The sequence below is a fragment of the Erwinia sp. JH02 genome (genome assembly GCF_013074405.1).
Classification (GTDB): domain Bacteria; phylum Pseudomonadota; class Gammaproteobacteria; order Enterobacterales; family Enterobacteriaceae; genus Erwinia; species Erwinia rhapontici.
Genome location: NZ_JABANZ010000009.1, coordinates 103,589 through 121,679 on the forward strand (window position 1 = coordinate 103,589; position 18,091 = coordinate 121,679).

The following is an 18,091-nucleotide window of genomic DNA, read 5'->3' on the forward strand; positions in this document are numbered from 1 at the left end:
ACAAAAATGTGACGCGCGTCAACCTCCTGATGCGCATATTCAGGTAATCTCATGGCGGTAAATGCGGTGGTAAGCACACAACCGGAAACGAGCAATTGTCGCAACGGGGTGTTTCGGGTATACTATTTTCCCGTCTTGGTTATTCATTCCATCGTCTTTAAACCTACATTCTCAGGTTCAGCATGACAACGAACTATATATTTGTGACCGGCGGGGTCGTTTCCTCTCTGGGTAAAGGCATTGCCGCAGCTTCCCTGGCCGCTATCCTTGAAGCGCGTGGTCTTAACGTGACCATCATGAAGCTGGACCCGTACATCAACGTGGACCCAGGCACCATGAGTCCAACCCAGCACGGTGAAGTTTATGTCACCGATGATGGCGCGGAAACCGATCTGGATCTCGGTCACTACGAGCGTTTCATCCGTACTAAGATGAGCCGCCGTAACAACTTCACCACAGGCCGTATCTATTCAGAAGTCCTGCGCAAAGAGCGTCGTGGCGACTATCTGGGTGCGACCATTCAGGTGATCCCGCACATTACCAATGCCATCAAAGAACGCATCATTGAAGGTGGCGAAGGCCATGATGTCGTGCTGGTGGAAATTGGTGGCACCGTGGGTGATATCGAATCACTGCCATTCCTGGAAGCCATTCGTCAGATGGCGGTGGATGTGGGCCGTGAGCACACCATGTATATGCACCTGACGCTGGTGCCGTACATGGCCGCGGCGGGCGAAGTGAAAACGAAGCCAACCCAGCATTCCGTGAAAGAGCTGCTGTCTATCGGTATTCAGCCCGATGTGCTGATCTGCCGTTCTGACCGCGCGGTTCCCGCTAACGAACGCGCTAAGATTGCGCTGTTCTGTAATGTGCCGGAAAAAGCCGTTATCTCACTGAAAGATGTCGACTCCATCTACAAAATTCCTGGCATGCTGAAATCGCAGGGCCTGGATGACTTTATCTGCAAACGCTTCAATCTGAATGCTCCGGAAGCCAACCTTGGCGAGTGGGAGCAGGTGATTTATCAGGAAGCGAATCCAGGTGGTGAAGTGACCATCGGGATGGTCGGTAAATATGTCGAACTGCCGGATGCGTACAAATCAGTGATCGAAGCCCTGAAGCACGGTGGTCTGAAAAACCGTGTGACGGTGAATATCAAGCTGATCGACTCTCAAGATGTTGAAACCCGTGGTGTTGAAGTGCTGAAGGATCTGGATGCTATCCTTATCCCTGGCGGTTTCGGCTATCGTGGTGTGGAAGGCAAATTGATGACGGCGCAGTATGCCCGCGAAAACAATATTCCTTACCTCGGCATTTGCCTCGGTATGCAGGTCGCATTGATGGAGTTTGCCCGTAACGTGGCACATATGGAGGGTGCGAACTCAACGGAGTTCGTTCCTGACTGTAAGTACCCGGTTGTGGCGCTGATTACCGAATGGCGTGATGAAGAAGGCAACGTTGAGCAGCGTACTGAGCAGAGCGATTTGGGCGGCACTATGCGCCTGGGTAGCCAGCAGTGCCAGCTGACGGATAACAGCCTGGTGCGTAATCTCTATGGTTCAGACACCATTGTTGAGCGCCACCGTCATCGTTATGAAGTCAACAATATGCTATTGAAGCAAATTGAAGCGGCCGGTTTACGTGTGGCAGGTCGCTCTGGGGATGACCAACTGGTTGAGATCATTGAGATCCCTGACCACCCATGGTTTGTTGCGTGTCAGTTCCATCCGGAATTCACCTCAACACCTCGGGACGGGCACCCGCTGTTCAGTGGCTTTGTGAAAGCTGCCAGCGAGTACCAGAAGCGTTTGGCAAAATAAGTGTTTTCATAACGGCTTGAAATCTTAGGGTTTCAAGCCGTGTGTCTAAGTTTAAGCTAACTTGTACTGAGGAAAAACTAATGTCCAAAATCATTAAAGTCATCGGTCGCGAAATCATCGACTCTCGTGGAAACCCGACTGTTGAAGCTGAAGTGCATCTGGAAGGCGGCTTTGTCGGTCTGGCAGCGGCGCCATCAGGTGCTTCTACTGGTTCTCGCGAAGCGCTGGAACTGCGTGACGGTGACAAATCTCGTTTCCTGGGTAAAGGCGTCACTAAAGCTGTTGCTGCTGTTAATGGTCCGATCGCTGACGCGGTTACCGGCAAAGATGCCAAAGACCAGGCCAATATCGACAAGATCATGATCGATCTGGACGGTACTGAGAACAAATCACAGTTTGGTGCTAACGCCATTCTGGCTGTTTCTCTGGCTGCGGCTAAAGCGGCTGCTGCTGCGAAAGGCATGCCACTGTACGAGCACATCGCTGAACTGAACGGCACCCCAGGCAAGTTCTCTATGCCACTGCCAATGATGAACATCATCAACGGCGGCGAGCACGCAGACAACAACGTCGACATCCAGGAATTCATGATCCAGCCTGTTGGCGCGAAAACGCTGAAAGAAGCTGTACGTATGGGTTCTGAAGTGTTCCATACCCTGGCAAAAGTGCTGAAATCTAAAGGCATGGGCACTGCGGTTGGTGACGAAGGTGGCTATGCGCCAAACTTGGGTTCTAACGCAGAAGCACTGGCTGTTATCGCTGAAGCGGTAAAAGAAGCGGGTTATGTTCTGGGTAAAGACATCACCCTGGCAATGGACTGTGCAGCATCTGAATTCTACAAAGACGGTAAATATGTGCTGGCAGGCGAAGGCAACAAAGCCTTCACTTCTGAAGAGTTCACTCACTTCCTGGAAGACCTGACCAAACAGTACCCAATCGTCTCTATCGAAGATGGCCTGGACGAATCTGACTGGGCTGGCTTCAAATACCAGACCGAAGTGCTGGGCGACAAAATCCAGCTGGTGGGCGACGACCTGTTCGTGACCAACACCAAGATCCTGAAAGAAGGCATCGACAAAGGCATCGCTAACTCCATCCTGATCAAATTCAACCAGATCGGTTCTCTGACCGAGACGCTGGCTGCGATCAAAATGGCTAAAGACGCGGGCTACACTGCGGTGATCTCTCACCGTTCAGGTGAAACTGAAGATGCCACTATCGCTGACCTGGCGGTAGGTACTGCAGCGGGCCAGATCAAAACCGGTTCTATGAGCCGTTCTGACCGTGTTGCTAAGTACAACCAGCTGATCCGTATCGAAGAAGCGCTGGGCAACCGTGCGCCATTCAACGGCCTGAAAGAAGTTAAAGGTCAGTAAGCTGCCGATATTCTGAACCGGTTATCCGGTTGAGGATTATCTGAAAAGCCCCGTCTCCGGACGGGGCTTTTTTTTGCTTATTTTTATTTTTCAGCGAGTTAAGGTTATTTCTTGAATGCGGAAAAGTCCTGGTTCATGGATTGCAGGGCGTTTTTATGCGTCATTTTGTGTAAATTCGCGGTGACTATTTGTAACCAGGATCAGAAAATATGAAATACCGTGCTGATGTTGACGGGCTACGCGCACTCGCCGTACTGCCGGTTATTGCGTACCACATGGGAATAGGGGGGATACCCGGCGGTTTTACCGGCGTCGATATCTTCTTTGTGATTTCCGGCTATCTGATCTGCGGCATTATTTATAACAGTGCCATGAGTGGCAACTTCTCTTATCTCGATTTCTATAAACGTCGCTGCCTGCGTATTTTGCCACCGCTGTTTGTGGTGCTGCTGGCGGTGATGATATTTGGTTATTACCACCTGCTTCCCGCTCAGTTTACCGATCTGAGCAACAGTGCGCTGGCGGCATTGCTGTCGGCATCGAATATCTTTTTCTGGAAAACCACCGGCTATTTTGATGGCCCGGCCGATCTCAAGCCGCTGCTGCATACCTGGTCGCTGGCGGTGGAAGAGCAGTTCTATATTCTCTTCCCCATCATCCTGTTGCTGGTGATCCGTCTGTTCCGCAACCGTACCACTCAGGTGATGCTGCTGGTGATAGCGGGTTCGCTGCTGTTGAGTATTTACGGCGTTACGCGCAAACCTACCTTTACCTTCTACATGCTTCCGACCCGCGCCTGGGAGATGGCGCTCGGCGGGATTATTGCTATCGCCGGGCTGGAAGCCAAAACCGCCCATTACCGTACCGGGGTGAAACACGCCATGAGCCTCAGCGGGCTGGCGTTGATTCTGTTTGGTTTTCTCTGGCTTGATACCACCCTGCCTTTCCCGGCGTGGAATGCGCTCTATCCGTGTCTTGGTAGCTTCCTGATTATCCTGGCGGGTCAGCAGTCTGTCGTCTCCCGTCTGCTGGCACTGAAGCCGGTCGTGTATATCGGTATGATCTCCTACTGCCTGTATCTGTGGCACTGGCCGATCATTGTTTACTCGCGCATGTTCTTTAATTTTGAACCGGGTGTGCGTGAGCTGGTGATCCTCGCCTTAACCTTTGGTCTGGCAGTGGCATCGCGCTATCTGATCGAAATCCCGTTCCGCTACAAACTGTCTTACATCAGCCCGGGCCGTATTGTGGCGGCTTCGGTGATAGGGCTTGCCGTGATGGCCAGCGGAGCGCTGTATAAAGGCCATATCAGTAACAGCTCCGGGCAATTTTCTCCGGCGGCGTTGGCGCTGGCGCAGTACTCGGAATACAGCAAGATGCCGGAGTTTGACTACCAATATCGTCGTGGGCAGTGTTTCGTTGATGGTAAGAGCGAGGAAGATAAGCCGTTTGATCGTGAGTTCTGCCTCAAGACCTCTCCGACCGCGAAGAACTATGTGATGATCGGTGACAGCCATGCAGCGCATCTGTGGCGTGCTATCAGCCTGGCGGCGGGGGACGGAGTGAACGTTATTCAGGCGACCTCAGCAGGCTGTAAGCCGTTGTACCAGCAGTCACTGCGTAATCCGTGCACCCGACTGGTGGACTATGTCTACGACCAGTGGATCGCAGAACATCATATTGACGGCATTATCATTTCGGCGCGCTGGGCACCGGAGGATATCGCGCCTCTGCGCGCAACGCTCGAGCACCTGAAATCTCGCTCTGGCAATATCATCGTCATGGGGCCGACCGTCGAATATACCGAAGCGCTGCCGGACCTGCTGGCTTATCAGACGGACGGACGAAAAGATTTGGTTGCCTCATCGATTAAGAAAGAGATCCGCGGGACGGACGAACAAATGCGTACAGCGATGGCCGAGCAGGGAACGCCCTATATCTCGGTCTATTCGATTGTCTGCCCCGGTAACATTTGTCGCGGGCTGGCGTCTGACGGCCATCCGACCTCGAACGACTACGGTCACTTTACCCTGAGCGGGGCGAAAGACGTGGCGAAGCAGGCGATGGTGCAGATGCGCGACAACAGATTTATGTAATTTATCAATCCGGGCGGCCGTCAAAGGGCCGCCCACAGGGCTTTTGTAAGTAATTAAAGTAAATGCCACTCTGAACCGATATTAGCTGTTATCGGGCTAACCCCATCACAGAGTGCGCACCATGCTAAAAAATATAAAAGTCGTCACCAGCATCGTTATCATGCTGATCATTTTTAGTGCGCTATTGCTTGTCTCCAGCGCGCTCTCGTTCAATGCGATAAGCCAGGACAAAGCCAACTTCACCCGTGCCACGATTTTGACTGAGCAACAGGGGCAACTGAGTGATGCATGGCAAACACTGGTCAAAACGCGGGTCACCATCAACCGGGTGGCTATCCGTATCCTGAAAAAGCAGACCGATCCTGCCTCCATGGCGGCGATTGAAAAACTGCTGGGCCAGGCCTCTGAAACGCTGGACGATGCCGGACAACATTTTGCCCGTTATAAACAGTATCCGGCGGTAGAGGGCCAGAATACGGCACTGGATGACGCCATTGTCAGCAGCTATCAGCTGATGTACGACACCATGAAACAGTCCATTCAGTATCTGGGGGCCAATAACTACGAAGCGTACGGTAATCTGGAAGCGCAGAAAGCCCAGGATGATTTAGAAAAAAATTATGACCGCTGGCGTGAGCAGAACGGCAGCCTGCTGGCGGTGGGCGTCACCGATAACCAAAACGGCTACAACCATATGGTCTGGACGCTGGGGGCGGTGGTGTTGATATTGCTGCTGCTGGTGGGCTCGGTCTGGGTGGTGATCAAACGTGTTCTGCTGACGCCGTTAAAACAGTTGCTGGTTCATATCCAGCGTATCGCGGCGGGTGACCTTTCCGAAACCCTGGTGGTGGACGGGCGCAGCGAAATGGGGCTGCTGGCCAGTAACCTGACGCAAATGCAGCAGTCGCTGATCGGCACCGTGGGTAATGTGCGTGACAGTTCGAATGCCATTTACACCGGGGCGAGTGAAATCTCTCAGGGTAACAACGATCTCTCTTCCCGTACTGAACAGCAGGCGGCCTCGCTGGAGCAAACTGCGGCCAGCATGGAACAGTTAACGGCCACCGTGAAGCAGAACGCCGAAAACGCGCGTCAGGCGTCACAGCTGGCTAAGAACGCCTCAGAAACCGCCGCGAAAGGCGGCAGGGTGGTGGAAGGTGTGGTGAAAACCATGAATGAGATCGCGGGAAGTTCTAAAAAGATTGCTGATATTACCAGCGTGATCGACGGCATCGCTTTCCAGACCAATATCCTGGCACTGAATGCGGCGGTTGAAGCGGCACGAGCCGGTGAGCAGGGGCGTGGGTTTGCCGTTGTCGCGGGCGAAGTGCGTAATCTTGCCCAGCGCAGCGCCCAGGCTGCCAAAGAGATTAAATCCCTGATTGAGGACTCAGTGAACCGCGTGGATGCCGGTTCACAGCAGGTGGCGACGGCAGGGGAAACCATGACGGATATCGTCAGCGCGGTGGTGCGCGTCACCGATATTATGGGTGAGATCTCCTCGGCGTCTGATGAACAGAGCCGTGGCATCGACCAGATTGGCCTTGCCGTCACCGAGATGGATCGGGTGACGCAGCAGAATGCCTCTCTGGTGCAGGAATCTGCGGCTGCGTCAGCGTCACTGGAAGAGCAGGCCAGCCTGCTGTCTCAGGCGGTTGCCGTGTTTAAAATCGGACCACAGCGTGCTGTGGTTGTCGATAACCGCAGCGCTCAGGCACTCAAAACCCCACGGCTGGCCGCTCCGCGTAAAGCCGCAGCCACCGACGAAGGGAATTGGGAGACGTTTTAACCCCGCCTGCCTGGCCGTTGACCGTCTGCATTGGGGGGAGGGTCAACGGCGGCGCAATGATTGGCACGCTTTGTTTGGCCTTATTCTGTCAATCTGCCATAATCTGCGCCCGTATTTTAGCCACCAGTCGAGATGTTAATGCAGTACCCGATAAATGAAATGTTCCAGACGTTGCAGGGCGAAGGTCTTTATACCGGCGTACCGGCAATTTTTATCCGCTTGCAGGGATGCCCGGTGGGCTGCAGTTGGTGTGATACCAAACATACCTGGGATAAACTGGCCGATCGGGAGACATCGCTGGGCGATATTCTGCTGAAAACCGTCGAAACCGATGCCTGGGGTGCCGCCGATGCAGAGGCCTTGATCGGCGTGATCCGCCAGCATGGCTGGACGGCGAAACATATTGTGATCACCGGCGGTGAGCCGTGCATTCACGATCTCACTCCGTTGACCGCAGCCCTTCAGCAGCATGGTTTCGGTTGCCAGATTGAAACCAGCGGCACGCACGATGTGCGCTGTACGCCGGAAACCTGGGTGACAGTGTCGCCGAAGGTGAATATGCGCGGCGGCTATGATGTGCTGCATCAGGCCCTGGTGCGCGCCGATGAAGTGAAACACCCGGTGGCGCGTCAGCGCGACGTCGATGCGCTGGATGATCTGCTGGCAACGCTCAGCGATGATAAGGCGCGGATTATCGCGCTACAGCCGATCAGTCAGAAGGATGATGCGACGAAGCTGTGCATTGAAACCTGCATTGCGCGTAACTGGCGGTTATCGATGCAGACGCATAAATATTTGAATATTGCCTGACCCGGATCGACAGGGCCATGTAGGGGTGAGGCATGCCTCACCCGTTGCGGATGTGGCGAGGCGTGCCTCGCCCCTACGATTTCAGACCCTGAAGGGTTACTGCGGCCACTTCATCTCGCCTTTCAGCACTTTCGCGCTCAATTCCAGGCTCGACGCATCTTTTAAATCAGGGTATTTCGTCTTCATCGTCGCGGTATAACTGGCGGCATCTTTACTCTCTGCCAACACGCTTTCAGCCGTTTTCAGATACTGGTGAGTGAAGTTCACCGACGCCACTGTCTCTGCCGCACCCGGCAGGAAATGCCCTGGAACAACGCGCACCGGTTTCAGCGCTGTAATCGCTTCCAGCTTCTGCTGCCAAACTGACCGCTCGGTGGCTGACTGCGCATCGGCCATCCAGACGTGAATATTATTGCCATACACCACCACGCCGCCCATCACTGTTTTCAGGGAGGGCACCCACAGCCAGGTATTCTGCGGCTGCGGGCCGTTCACGCCTTTTACCTCGATGCGCTCACCGTCCACCTTAAAACTGTCGCCCTGTAAGACCTCGGGAACAATCAGCGACTCTGGAGCGTTAGCGCCCATCTTCGGCCCCCAGAACGCCAGCTTGCCCTCTTTGCTCTGTTTAATGAGATCTACCGTGGCGGCAGTAGCGAGAATTTTCACCTGTGGGAAGGCGTGCTTAATCGTATCGAGGCCGAAGTAGAAATCCGGGTCCGACTGGCTGATAAACACCGTAGTGAGCGTTTTTCCTGTCGCTTTGATGCGTTTGACCAGCGCTTCGGCATCATTGCGCTGGAACTGGGCATCAATCAGCACCACTTCATTCGGGCCGGAAATGATTTCGCTGGAAACCGCAAACATACTGGCTTCGCCTGGATTATAAACTTCCAGTTTTAGGGTTTCAGCGGCATACAGTGGAGCGCTGGCCGTCAGCGCCAGCAGGAGAGTGAGGCGGGTTTTCATCGTAAATAACCTGTGAGTCGGAAAAGAACCCAGTGTAGGTTGCAAAATACAGCAGATAAACCGACTATCAGGCAACAGATTGTTGCATAAAACGGACATATTATGGATCGCGTCACCGCAGCGACGGTTTTTATCACCATTGTTCAACGCGGCAGCCTGTCGGCGGCGGCGGAAACGCTGGATATGTCGCGGGCTATGGTCACCCGCTATCTGAACCAGATGGAAAGCTGGGCCGGGGCGCGCCTGCTGCATCGCAGCACCCGCCGTCTGAGCCTGACGCCTGCCGGAGAGCATGCCCTGGCGCGTTGCCAGCAACTGGCGGCGCTGTCTGCCGAGATTGAGCACAGCAACCAGCCAGAGGGAGAGGGGCTCTCCGGGCTGCTGCGCGTCTCCTGTTCGCTGTCGCTGGGGCAAAGCGTGCTGATGGTGGCACTGACCGCGTTTCAGCAGCGTTATCCCCGGGTGCGTATCGACCTGCACATCAGCAATCAACGGGTCAACCTGGTGGAAGAACGTATTGATCTGGCGCTGCGCATTACTGCCCAGTTGGAGCCCAACCTGATTGCCCGCCCCCTGCATACCTGTCAGTCGGTGATTTGTGCGGCTCCCGCTTATCTTGCCCGTGCGGGAACGCCGCAGATCCCGCAGGACCTCACCCATCACAACTGCCTGGCCTACTCGCATTTCGGTAAAAGCCTGTGGCACTTCACCCGGGGCGAGGAGAAAGAGGCGGTGGCGGTCAGTGGTAATCTGAGTGGCAATGATTCGGTGATGCTGCTCTCTGCCACCCTGGCGGGGGCCGGTATTTCCATGCAGCCGAACTACAGTGCAGGACCGCTGTTGGCCAGCGGTGAACTGGTAGCCTTGCTGCCAGAGTATCAGCTTGATGAGCTGGGGCTGTATGCGATTTATTCGTCGCGGCAGTACCAGTCTGCACGCCTGCGTACATTGCTGGATTTTCTGGTGGCATGGTTTAGCGCAGAGGACGCCGGGCGACTGCTGAGAGGGGAAGAGTAAAGACGGATGGGGGGCCGGGGAGGTGGCTCGGTATTGTGAGCCACCTTAGGGTATCAGAGGATGCGGACCCGACCTTCTGCGCAGGGGTGCCAGCCGCGGGCTTTCTCTCCCAGCGCCCAGCGATGATCCGGGGCATACAAAAATAGCCAGGGTGCGTCATCGTGAACCTGAGTAAACGCCTGGCGCATGATTGCCGCACGTTGATCGCCATCAGCCGTCGCGGCGGCACGGTCAAGCAGCGCATTGAGCGCCTCGCTGTGATACCCCTGCCACCACGGGCCCTGCTGGCGGGAATCCAGTTTTTCACGGTAAATGCGCCAGCCGCTGGCCGGGCTGGAGTCAAAGCAGGCAATATCGCCAAACTGCTTATCGCGTACCCGCTGCGCATAGGCCGGTCTGTCTTCATAGATAGTCAAATCGACGGTCACACCCACCGCCTGAAGTTCCTCCGCGATATGCCGGGCCAGCACAATCGATTCATCGGGAAAGCGTGCCGGGAGCGCCAGCGACAGCTTCAGCCCTGAGGCATAGCCCGCGTCTGCCAGCAGCTGTCGTGCTGCGTTGGGATCGTAGCGATAGGGCTGCACATCCTGCGGAATAACGCTGTGGCGGGCCGTTAACGGCCCGGCTAAGGGGCGCGCGTGGCCCTGAGCGATCTGTGGATGCGCGATAATCGCCTGACGATTAACGGCATAATTCAGCGCCTTTCTGACCCGAACATCCTGTGTGGCACCCTCAAACAGGTTCAGCAGAAAAATAATGCACAGATAACTACGCTGGCTGACGATGTGTTCCGCGCCAGCTGGCTCAAACAGCGGGTCCACCAGCAGATCGGCCTCACCACGGGCGAACAGCGCCTGGCGTTGCACGGCATCAGGCTCGGCCAGCCACACCAGCGTGGCGGCTGGCGGTTTACCCGCCCAGTGATCATCAAAGGCGTGCAGGGTTATACGCCCTGGCTGCTGCTCTGCGAACTGGTAAGGACCGCTGCCGATAGGCTGCTGTGGCAGCGCGTGCAGGCTGTCTGCCGGAACAATGGCAATATCCACCAGTAAATCCAGCAGATCAGCAAAAGGTTCCGGGTTGTCGATCGTCAGCGCACCATTATCGGCCACTGTCACGGTGGCATGCTGTAAATAGCTGCGCAGCACGCCCTGCGTACCCAGCTCGCCTGGCATCTCCGGTGAGAGCGCGCGCAGCAGAGAGGCTTGGGCATCAAAGGCTGTGAGTATTGCGCCGTTGTGGCAGCGCACGCCAGCGCGCAGCTGGAAGCACCAGCGTCGGCAATCGTCCTCCACTGACCAGCTTTCCGCCAGCCACGGAATAAACTCGCCCTCATCGTTGCGTCTGACGAGCGCATCAAAGATCGCATCAATAATGCTGCGCCGGTCACGGATATCTGACAGAACATGCGGATCGGCAAGCGGCACCGTGGGCTGAACGACGGTAAACAGGTCAGTGGAGGAGATCGTCATTGAAGTCACTCATCAGCAGGAGAAGCGTCTCCGCAGGGCATTGGCAGCCCTGCGGAGTGTCACAGAGGGGGGTTATTTGGAAACGTCAGCGGCAAAATAGTGCTGAGAAATGCGCTGATAAGTCCCGTCGCTTTTAATCTCAGCTAAGGCTTTATCAATGGCGGCTTTCAGCTCAGGGTTGCCTTTACGGATGAGAATACCTTCCTGCTCGGCATCGGCACGGGTGGCAGCGATTTTCACGTTGGCGTCCGGCTTGTGTTTTTTAAAGTCGAGGTACGACAGGTTATCGTTAATGGTGGCATCGGCACGGCCGCTGGCCACCAGATCGACCGACTGGTTAAAGCCGTCGGTGCCGACAATCTCCGCACCGTAGCTGCGTGCCAGCTGTGCATAGTTGCTGGTCAGCGTATGCGCTGATTTTTTGCCTTTCAAATCTTCGAAGGATTTGATACTGGTGTTATCGCTGCGCACAATCAGCACGCCTTTTGAGGCGATGTAGGGTACAGAGAAATCATATTTCTGCTGACGCTCCGGAGTGATAGACACCTGGTTAATCACTGCTTCATAACGCCTGGCATCCAGCCCTGCGATCAGACCATCCCACTTCCCTTCCACGAATTCCGCTTTCACGTTCAGGCGTTTAGCCACTTCGCGGCCGATCTCGACATCAAAGCCGGTTAACGCGCCGGAAGCATCGTGGTAAGTAAACGGTGGATAGGTTCCTTCCGTACCAATTTTCAGCACGCCGGCCGACTGAATCTTAGCGAGATCAGTTTCTGCCAGTGCGGCAGAGGAGAAGCTCAGCTGGACCAGGCCTGCCAATAACAACGTTGCGATCTTTTTCATTAAAAACTCCTGAATGCTGTCTGTGATGGGGTCTTAAATTATATTTCCCAGGAATCGGGCAGGGTGTCGGTCAGGGTCGAGATAAAGGCTTTCGTTCTGGGTTTCTCGGCGCGGGTAAACAGATCGCGGGAGGTTCCCGTCTCCACGATCTCCCCCGCTTCGAGAAACACCACGTGGTTAGCAATATTGGCGGCCAGACGCAGGTCGTGCGTTGCCATCAGCATGGTCATTCCTTCTTTTGCCAGATCCTTCAGCACCGCAACAACTTCAAGCGACAGCTCCGGGTCCAGCGCCGATGTGGGTTCATCACAAAGCAGCACCTTGGGTGACGGCGCCAGTGCGCGGGCAATCGCCACGCGCTGCTGCTGACCACCGGACAGGGTGGCAGGCCAGGCATCGCGCTTGTGGATCATGCCCACTTTCTTCAGCAGCGCTTCGGCACGTTCGCGAGCCTGAGCGGGATGCTGTTTATGGACGGTAATCAACCCTTCCATAATGTTTTCAATGACGGTCAGATGTGGAAACAGCTGAAAGTTTTGGAATACCATGCCGGTTTGCTGGCAAATACGACGGATATCTTTTCGGGCAACACGTTGGCTGCCGGAAAATACAATATGTTCGTTACCGATGGTTAACTCGCCCGCCTGCGGTATTTCCAGCAGGTTGATGCAGCGTAATAATGTGCTCTTGCCGCTACCTGAAGGGCCGATAAGTGCCGTCACGCTACCTTCATTAATTGTCAGGTCGATATTCTTTAAAACCGGATTGCCATCAAATTGTTTTTCAATGTTGGATAATTTTATCATTATCTCTTTCCTTTACCGTGCTATTGCTGGCGAGCTTATTTTCCAGTCTGGTCTGTAATGCAGATAAAACAGAACTGATTAATAAATAAATAATGGCGGCTTCGGTATACAGTATTAATGGCTGATAGGTGACGGCCGCAATACGCTGTGCGGCAAGGAACATCTCGGGGACGGTAATGACCGAGGCCAGAGAGGTATCTTTGACCAGCGAAATAAAGGTATTGGATAACGGCGGGACGGCAATGCGTGCAGCCTGTGGAATAATGATGCGACGCAGTGCCTGAACCCAGCTCATACTGATGGAGTGCGCCGCTTCCCACTGACCTTTTGGCACAGAAAGCAACGTGGCGCGGATCACTTCAGAAGTATAGGCACCAATATTCAGCGTGAAGCCAATAACCGCAGCCGGAAAAGCATCAAGCGTAATGCCTACGCCAGGAAGTGCATAGAAAATCAGAAAGAGCTGTACCAATAATGGCGTGCCACGAATAAGCCAGACATAAAATCGCACAATATATTGCAGGGGCTTAGGCCCATATAATCGTGCCAGTGCAACGATAAAACCCAGCGATAAACCCAGTGCAAAAGAGACCAGCGTTAAAGGGATGGTAAATGTCACACCGGCGTACAGCATCGGCCAGAATGAATCAATTGCTAACGTAAGCCATGCTGGCATTGTTCACCCATCTTAAAAAAATAAATATCGATTTTTGTTCTGTGGCGAGAGAATATCACGGTGGTGTAAGGAGCGCTTATATCTTGAAATGATATAATATATTCTCTAAGAATATATATTTAATTCATAAGCTTTTCTGAAAAACGCATATAGACCGAAAATAATTCGAGGTGCATGAAGGCAGCTTGAAGTATGACGGGTATAGAAAAGCAGGCCTGATTGACAGGCCTGTCTGGCAATCAACCGCGATAGACGCAGCCAGCGGTGCAGGTCTCTTTCACCAGTACGGCGCTTAACAGTGGCAGAACCGGCTTCATCTGTTGCCAGATCCACTCTGCCAGCACTTCGCTGGTCGGGTTTTCAAGCCCAGGGATGTCGTTGAGATAATAATGGTCCAGACGATCATAAACGGGTTTGAACGCCGCCTTGATCTCTGAAAAATCCATTACCCAGCCCGTATGCGCATCCACTTCGCCAGTAATTTCCAGACGAACCATAAAGGAATGCCCGTGCAGGCGGCCGCATTTGTGCCCTGCTGGCACATTCGGTAAATGGTGCGCGGCTTCGAATTGAAAATCTTTAAACAGCGTAGTCGCCATAGTGACAGTCTCAGTCTTTATCAATAAAACCGCCGCAGGATACCGGAAAACAGCTTTTTTCGCACCCGTTTCCCGGCTAAACGCGATAAAGGGAAATACCTGTTAAAGGTGTTGTTTTTAACTAATTGAATAGTATGAAAATAATTAACCTGTTTTGTCGCTAATGCTTACCATAAAAACCGTTTAGTCATTTTGGTTATTAATTATTTCCAACCCTTATTTAAGGGTTATTATGCTTGCCCTTACCCTGTTGTTAATAGCTCTCTGACTGTGGAATTTTCAACGTAATGACGACTCAGGCACCCTCTAACATGCTTCCGTTAAATCCGGACCAGCTTGCCCGCTTACAGGCAGCCACCGGTGATTATTCCCCCACCCAGCTGGCGTGGCTTTCCGGTTATTTCTGGGGCATGGTCAATCAGACGCCGGGTACGGCAGTCGCCAGCGCTCCCGCTGCGGTTGAGGTGCCAACCGTCACTATTCTCTCTGCGTCACAAACCGGGAATGCACGCCGTCTCTCTGAACAGCTGCGTGATGACCTGCTGGCCGTGAAACTGAACGTTAACCTGGTGAATGCCGGTGATTACAAATTCAAGCAGATTGGGCAGGAGAAGCTACTGGTCGTGGTGACCTCCACGCAGGGCGAGGGGGAGCCGCCGGAAGAAGCCGTTGCGCTGCATAAATTCCTGATGTCGAAGAAAGCGCCAAAAATGGACGGCAGCGCCTTTGCGGTGTTTGGTCTGGGGGATACGTCTTACGAATTTTTCAGCCAGGCCGGAAAAGATTTTGACAACAAACTGGCTGAACTGGGCGGGGAGCGTCTGCTCGATCGCGTTGATGCTGACGTGGAGTACGCGCAACAGGCCGAAGCCTGGCGTAAGCAGGTGGTGGATGTTCTTAAAGCTCGTGTGCCGGATGCCAGCGCGGGTCAGATTGCCGCAGCGGCAACAGGTAGCGTGAATGAAATTCACAGCAGCCCCTACACCAAAGAAACTCCGCTGACCGCCAGCTTTGCGGTCAATCAGAAAATCACGGGCCGTGACTCCGATAAAGATGTGCGCCATATTGAAATTGATCTGGGTGATTCCGGGTTGCGTTATCAGCCGGGCGATGCACTCGGCGTATGGTTCGAAAATGACCCGCTGTTAGTCAAAGAGCTGCTTGAACTGCTGTGGCTGAAAGGCGACGAGACAGTCACCGTGAACGGCGAGACGTTACCACTGGCAGAGGCTCTGCAAAAACATTATGAACTGACGGTCAATACCCCGCAGATCGTCGAGCAGTATGCCCAGCTTTCCCGTAATGAAGCGTTACTGGCGCAGATTGACGAGAAAGCCAAACTTCACCATTACGCGCAGAACACGCCGATTGTTGATATGGCGCGTTACGCCCCGACTGAGCTGAACGCTGAGCAGTTACTCGGCTTGCTGCGTCCGCTGACGCCGCGCCTCTATTCGATTGCTTCTTCGCAGGCTGAGAATGAAACCGAAGTGCATATCACCGTTGGTGCTGTGCGCTTTGAGATTGAAGGCCGTGCGCGTGCTGGCGGGGCTTCCAGCTATCTTGCTGATCGTCTGGAGGAGGATGCAGAAATCCGTGTCTTCATTGAGCACAACGATAATTTCCGTCTGCCAGCCAATCCGGATGCACCGGTGATTATGATTGGCCCGGGCACCGGGATTGCACCGTTCCGCGCCTTTATGCAGCAGCGTGATACGGAAGGGGCTGGCGGTAAAAACTGGCTGTTCTTCGGTAATCCACACTTTACCGAAGACTTCCTGTATCAGGTTGAGTGGCAGCGTTACGTGAAAGACGGTTTGCTGACAAACATTGATTTAGCCTGGTCCCGCGACCAGGATCATAAAGTGTACGTACAAGATAAAATCCGTGCGAAAGGTGCGGAACTGTGGCGCTGGATCGAAGAGGGCGCGCACATTTACGTCTGTGGCGATGCAAATCGTATGGCTAAAGACGTTGAGCAGGCATTACTGGAAGTGGTAGCCGAATTCGGTGCAATGGACACCGAAACGGCGGATGAATTTTTAAGTGAGCTGCGCATTGAGCGCCGTTATCAGCGAGATGTGTACTAATGAGCAATGAAAAATACCCAGGGCCGCTGGTGGTCGAAGGCAAGCTGGTCGACGCTGAACGCCTGAAAAAACAGAGTAACTATCTGCGTGGTGGCATTGCCGAAGACCTGCACGACGGGCTGACCGGCGGCTTCAACGGCGATAACTTCCTGCTGATCCGTTTCCACGGTATGTACCAGCAGGATGACCGTGATATCCGTGCTGAACGCACAGAGCAGAAACTGGACGCACGCCATGCGATGATGCTGCGCTGCCGTTTGCCGGGCGGTATCATGACGCCGAAACAGTGGCTGGCGATCGACAAGTTCGCCACCGATAACACGATTTACGGCAGTATTCGTCTGACCAACCGTCAGACTTTCCAGTTTCACGGCATTCTGAAAGGCAACGTTAAACCGGCGCATCAGATGCTGCATGAAGTGGGTCTGGATGCGCTGGCGACCGCCAATGACGTGAACCGTAATGTGCTGTGCAGCTCAAACCCGATTGAGTCTGAACTGCATCAGGAAGCGTACGAGTGGGCCAAAAAGCTGTCTGAGCATCTGCTGCCACAGACCCGCGCTTACGCCGAAATCTGGCTGGATCAGGAAAAAGTGGCCACCACTGACGTTGAGCCGATCCTGGGTGAAACCTATCTGCCGCGTAAGTTCAAAACGACCGTAGTGGTGCCGCCGCATAATGACGTCGATTTGCACGCCAACGACCTGAACTTTATTGCGATTGCCGAGAATGGCAAGCTGGTGGGCTTTAACCTGTTGGTGGGCGGCGGATTGTCTATCGACCACGGGAATAAAGCCACTTACGCACGCACCGCCAGTGAGTTCGGTTATCTGCCGCTGGAAAAAATTCTCGATGTGGCCGAAGCCGTCGTCACCACTCAGCGTGACTGGGGTAATCGTACCGACCGTAAGAACGCAAAAACTAAATACACGCTGGAGCGCGTTGGCCCGGATGTGTTTAAAGCGGAGGTGGAGCGCCGTGCAGGGCTGACCTTCGAGCCGACCCGTCCATACGAATTCACCACACGTGGCGATCGTTTTGGCTGGGTTAAGGGCATTGATAATCAATGGCACCTGACGCTGTTTATCGAAAATGGTCGTTTGCTGGACTACCCAGGCCGGCCGCTGAAAACCGGTCTGGCCGAGATCGCTAAGATCCATCAGGGCGACTTCCGCCTGACGGCGAATCAGAACCTGATTGTTGCCGGGGTGCCGGAGTCAGAGAAAGAGAAGATTGAACAGCTTGCGGTGTCACACAGTCTGATGGAAAACGTCAGTCATCAGCGTGAAAACTCGATGGCCTGCGTGGCCTTCCCGACCTGCCCACTGGCAATGGCTGAAGCGGAGCGTTTCCTGCCAGAGTTTGTGACGCGTGTTGAAGGCATCATGAATAAGCACGGCGTGGGTGATGAGCATATTGTCCTGCGCGTAACGGGTTGCCCGAATGGCTGTGGCCGTGCGCTGCTGGCTGAGGTGGGCCTGGTCGGCAAGGCGCCGGGGCGTTACAACCTGCATCTGGGCGGTAACCGCGTGGGTACACGCATTCCGCGTATGCACAGTGAAAACATCAATGAAGAGCAGATTCTGGCAACGCTGGATGAGCTGGTTGGCCGTTGGGCGAAAGAGCGCGAAGCTGACGAAGGTTTCGGTGATTTCACCATCCGTGCCGGGATCGTCCGGCCGGTACTCGATCCGGCCCGTGATTTCTGGGAATGATGGAGGC

The 18,091-nt window shown here is 54.2% G+C and carries 14 protein-coding genes; 8 read left to right on the forward strand and 6 right to left on the reverse strand.

The features are described from left to right. The first annotated feature begins 182 nt into the window (after positions 1 to 182). From pyrG to queE, 5 genes are all read left to right on the forward strand, one after another. Positions 183 to 1,820 (forward strand): CTP synthase (glutamine hydrolyzing), encoded by a 1,638-nt coding sequence (gene pyrG, locus HHI26_RS19960; protein WP_133846050.1) that lies wholly within the window; start codon positions 183 to 185, stop codon positions 1,818 to 1,820. An 80-nt stretch (positions 1,821 to 1,900) separates the two neighbouring features. Continuing rightward, positions 1,901 to 3,196: a phosphopyruvate hydratase gene (gene eno, locus HHI26_RS19965; RefSeq protein ID WP_133846049.1), complete on the forward strand. Its 1,296-nt coding sequence runs from the start codon at positions 1,901 to 1,903 to the stop codon at positions 3,194 to 3,196. Positions 3,197 to 3,405: 209 nt separating this feature from the next. Then, the gene (locus tag HHI26_RS19970; RefSeq protein WP_167863285.1) at positions 3,406 to 5,292 is read left to right on the forward strand and encodes an acyltransferase family protein; all 1,887 of its coding nucleotides are present in this window, start codon (positions 3,406 to 3,408) and stop codon (positions 5,290 to 5,292) included. Positions 5,293 to 5,413: 121 nt separating this feature from the next. After that, positions 5,414 to 7,081, forward strand: a complete 1,668-nt coding sequence (locus HHI26_RS19975) for a methyl-accepting chemotaxis protein (RefSeq protein WP_167863284.1) — start codon at positions 5,414 to 5,416, stop codon at positions 7,079 to 7,081. Between the two features lie 138 nt (positions 7,082 to 7,219). Further along, the gene (queE, locus tag HHI26_RS19980; protein ID WP_133846046.1) at positions 7,220 to 7,891 is read left to right on the forward strand and encodes a 7-carboxy-7-deazaguanine synthase QueE; all 672 of its coding nucleotides are present in this window, start codon (positions 7,220 to 7,222) and stop codon (positions 7,889 to 7,891) included. A 96-nt stretch (positions 7,892 to 7,987) separates the two neighbouring features. On the opposite strand, the gene HHI26_RS19985 is transcribed toward queE, so the two are convergent. Continuing rightward, a complete protein-coding gene (locus HHI26_RS19985; protein ID WP_159337940.1) occupies positions 7,988 to 8,860 on the reverse strand; it encodes an MBL fold metallo-hydrolase in 873 nt (290 codons plus the stop codon). Between the two features lie 102 nt (positions 8,861 to 8,962). Between HHI26_RS19985 and HHI26_RS19990 the strand changes: the two genes are divergently transcribed. After that, complete coding sequence (locus tag HHI26_RS19990) at positions 8,963 to 9,877, forward strand: LysR family transcriptional regulator (protein ID WP_133846044.1); 915 nt, start codon at positions 8,963 to 8,965, stop codon at positions 9,875 to 9,877. 53 nt (positions 9,878 to 9,930) lie between these two features. On the opposite strand, the gene HHI26_RS19995 is transcribed toward HHI26_RS19990, so the two are convergent. The 5 genes from HHI26_RS19995 to queD form a co-directional block, all read right to left on the reverse strand. Further along, positions 9,931 to 11,352 (reverse strand): ABC transporter substrate-binding protein, encoded by a 1,422-nt coding sequence (locus tag HHI26_RS19995; RefSeq protein ID WP_133846043.1) that lies wholly within the window; start codon positions 11,350 to 11,352, stop codon positions 9,931 to 9,933. Positions 11,353 to 11,424: 72 nt separating this feature from the next. Further along, on the reverse strand, positions 11,425 to 12,198 hold the full coding sequence (locus tag HHI26_RS20000; RefSeq protein WP_171149564.1) for an amino acid ABC transporter substrate-binding protein: 774 nt from the start codon (positions 12,196 to 12,198) through the stop codon (positions 11,425 to 11,427). A gap of 38 nt (positions 12,199 to 12,236) precedes the next feature. Continuing rightward, the gene (locus tag HHI26_RS20005; protein ID WP_159337942.1) at positions 12,237 to 13,004 is read right to left on the reverse strand and encodes an amino acid ABC transporter ATP-binding protein; all 768 of its coding nucleotides are present in this window, start codon (positions 13,002 to 13,004) and stop codon (positions 12,237 to 12,239) included. Next, positions 12,982 to 13,680 carry an amino acid ABC transporter permease gene (locus HHI26_RS20010; protein WP_133846040.1) on the reverse strand — a complete coding sequence of 233 codons (699 nt, stop codon included), beginning with the start codon at positions 13,678 to 13,680 and terminating at the stop codon, positions 12,982 to 12,984. Before HHI26_RS20010 ends, HHI26_RS20005 begins: the two co-directional genes overlap by 23 nt. A 239-nt stretch (positions 13,681 to 13,919) precedes the next feature. Then, entirely contained in the window at positions 13,920 to 14,279 is a 360-nt protein-coding gene (gene queD / locus HHI26_RS20015) for a 6-carboxytetrahydropterin synthase QueD (RefSeq protein ID WP_133846039.1), read from the reverse strand. Between the two features lie 287 nt (positions 14,280 to 14,566). On the opposite strand from queD, the gene cysJ reads away from it, so the two are divergent. Next, complete coding sequence (cysJ, locus tag HHI26_RS20020) at positions 14,567 to 16,369, forward strand: NADPH-dependent assimilatory sulfite reductase flavoprotein subunit (RefSeq protein WP_159337943.1); 1,803 nt, start codon at positions 14,567 to 14,569, stop codon at positions 16,367 to 16,369. Continuing rightward, on the forward strand, positions 16,369 to 18,084 hold the full coding sequence (gene cysI, locus HHI26_RS20025; protein WP_133846037.1) for an assimilatory sulfite reductase (NADPH) hemoprotein subunit: 1,716 nt from the start codon (positions 16,369 to 16,371) through the stop codon (positions 18,082 to 18,084). Before cysJ ends, cysI begins: the two co-directional genes overlap by 1 nt. Positions 18,085 to 18,091: the final 7 nt, after the last annotated feature.

What these genes read in the sequence shown, in the direction of transcription:
- cysI (WP_133846037.1), top strand. Translation starts at nt 16,369, where the DNA reads ATGAGCAATGAAAAATACCCAGGGCCGCTGGTGGTCGAAGGCAAGCTG.
- HHI26_RS20005 (WP_159337942.1), bottom strand. Translation starts at nt 13,004, where the DNA reads ATGATAAAATTATCCAACATTGAAAAACAATTTGATGGCAATCCGGTT.
- cysJ (WP_159337943.1), top strand. Translation starts at nt 14,567, where the DNA reads ATGACGACTCAGGCACCCTCTAACATGCTTCCGTTAAATCCGGACCAG.
- HHI26_RS20000 (WP_171149564.1), bottom strand. Translation starts at nt 12,198, where the DNA reads ATGAAAAAGATCGCAACGTTGTTATTGGCAGGCCTGGTCCAGCTGAGC.
- pyrG (WP_133846050.1), top strand. Translation starts at nt 183, where the DNA reads ATGACAACGAACTATATATTTGTGACCGGCGGGGTCGTTTCCTCTCTG.
- HHI26_RS19970 (WP_167863285.1), top strand. Translation starts at nt 3,406, where the DNA reads ATGAAATACCGTGCTGATGTTGACGGGCTACGCGCACTCGCCGTACTG.
- eno (WP_133846049.1), top strand. Translation starts at nt 1,901, where the DNA reads ATGTCCAAAATCATTAAAGTCATCGGTCGCGAAATCATCGACTCTCGT.
- HHI26_RS19975 (WP_167863284.1), top strand. Translation starts at nt 5,414, where the DNA reads ATGCTAAAAAATATAAAAGTCGTCACCAGCATCGTTATCATGCTGATC.
- HHI26_RS19995 (WP_133846043.1), bottom strand. Translation starts at nt 11,352, where the DNA reads ATGACGATCTCCTCCACTGACCTGTTTACCGTCGTTCAGCCCACGGTG.
- HHI26_RS19985 (WP_159337940.1), bottom strand. Translation starts at nt 8,860, where the DNA reads ATGAAAACCCGCCTCACTCTCCTGCTGGCGCTGACGGCCAGCGCTCCA.
- HHI26_RS20010 (WP_133846040.1), bottom strand. Translation starts at nt 13,680, where the DNA reads ATGCCAGCATGGCTTACGTTAGCAATTGATTCATTCTGGCCGATGCTG.
- HHI26_RS19990 (WP_133846044.1), top strand. Translation starts at nt 8,963, where the DNA reads ATGGATCGCGTCACCGCAGCGACGGTTTTTATCACCATTGTTCAACGC.
- queD (WP_133846039.1), bottom strand. Translation starts at nt 14,279, where the DNA reads ATGGCGACTACGCTGTTTAAAGATTTTCAATTCGAAGCCGCGCACCAT.
- queE (WP_133846046.1), top strand. Translation starts at nt 7,220, where the DNA reads ATGCAGTACCCGATAAATGAAATGTTCCAGACGTTGCAGGGCGAAGGT.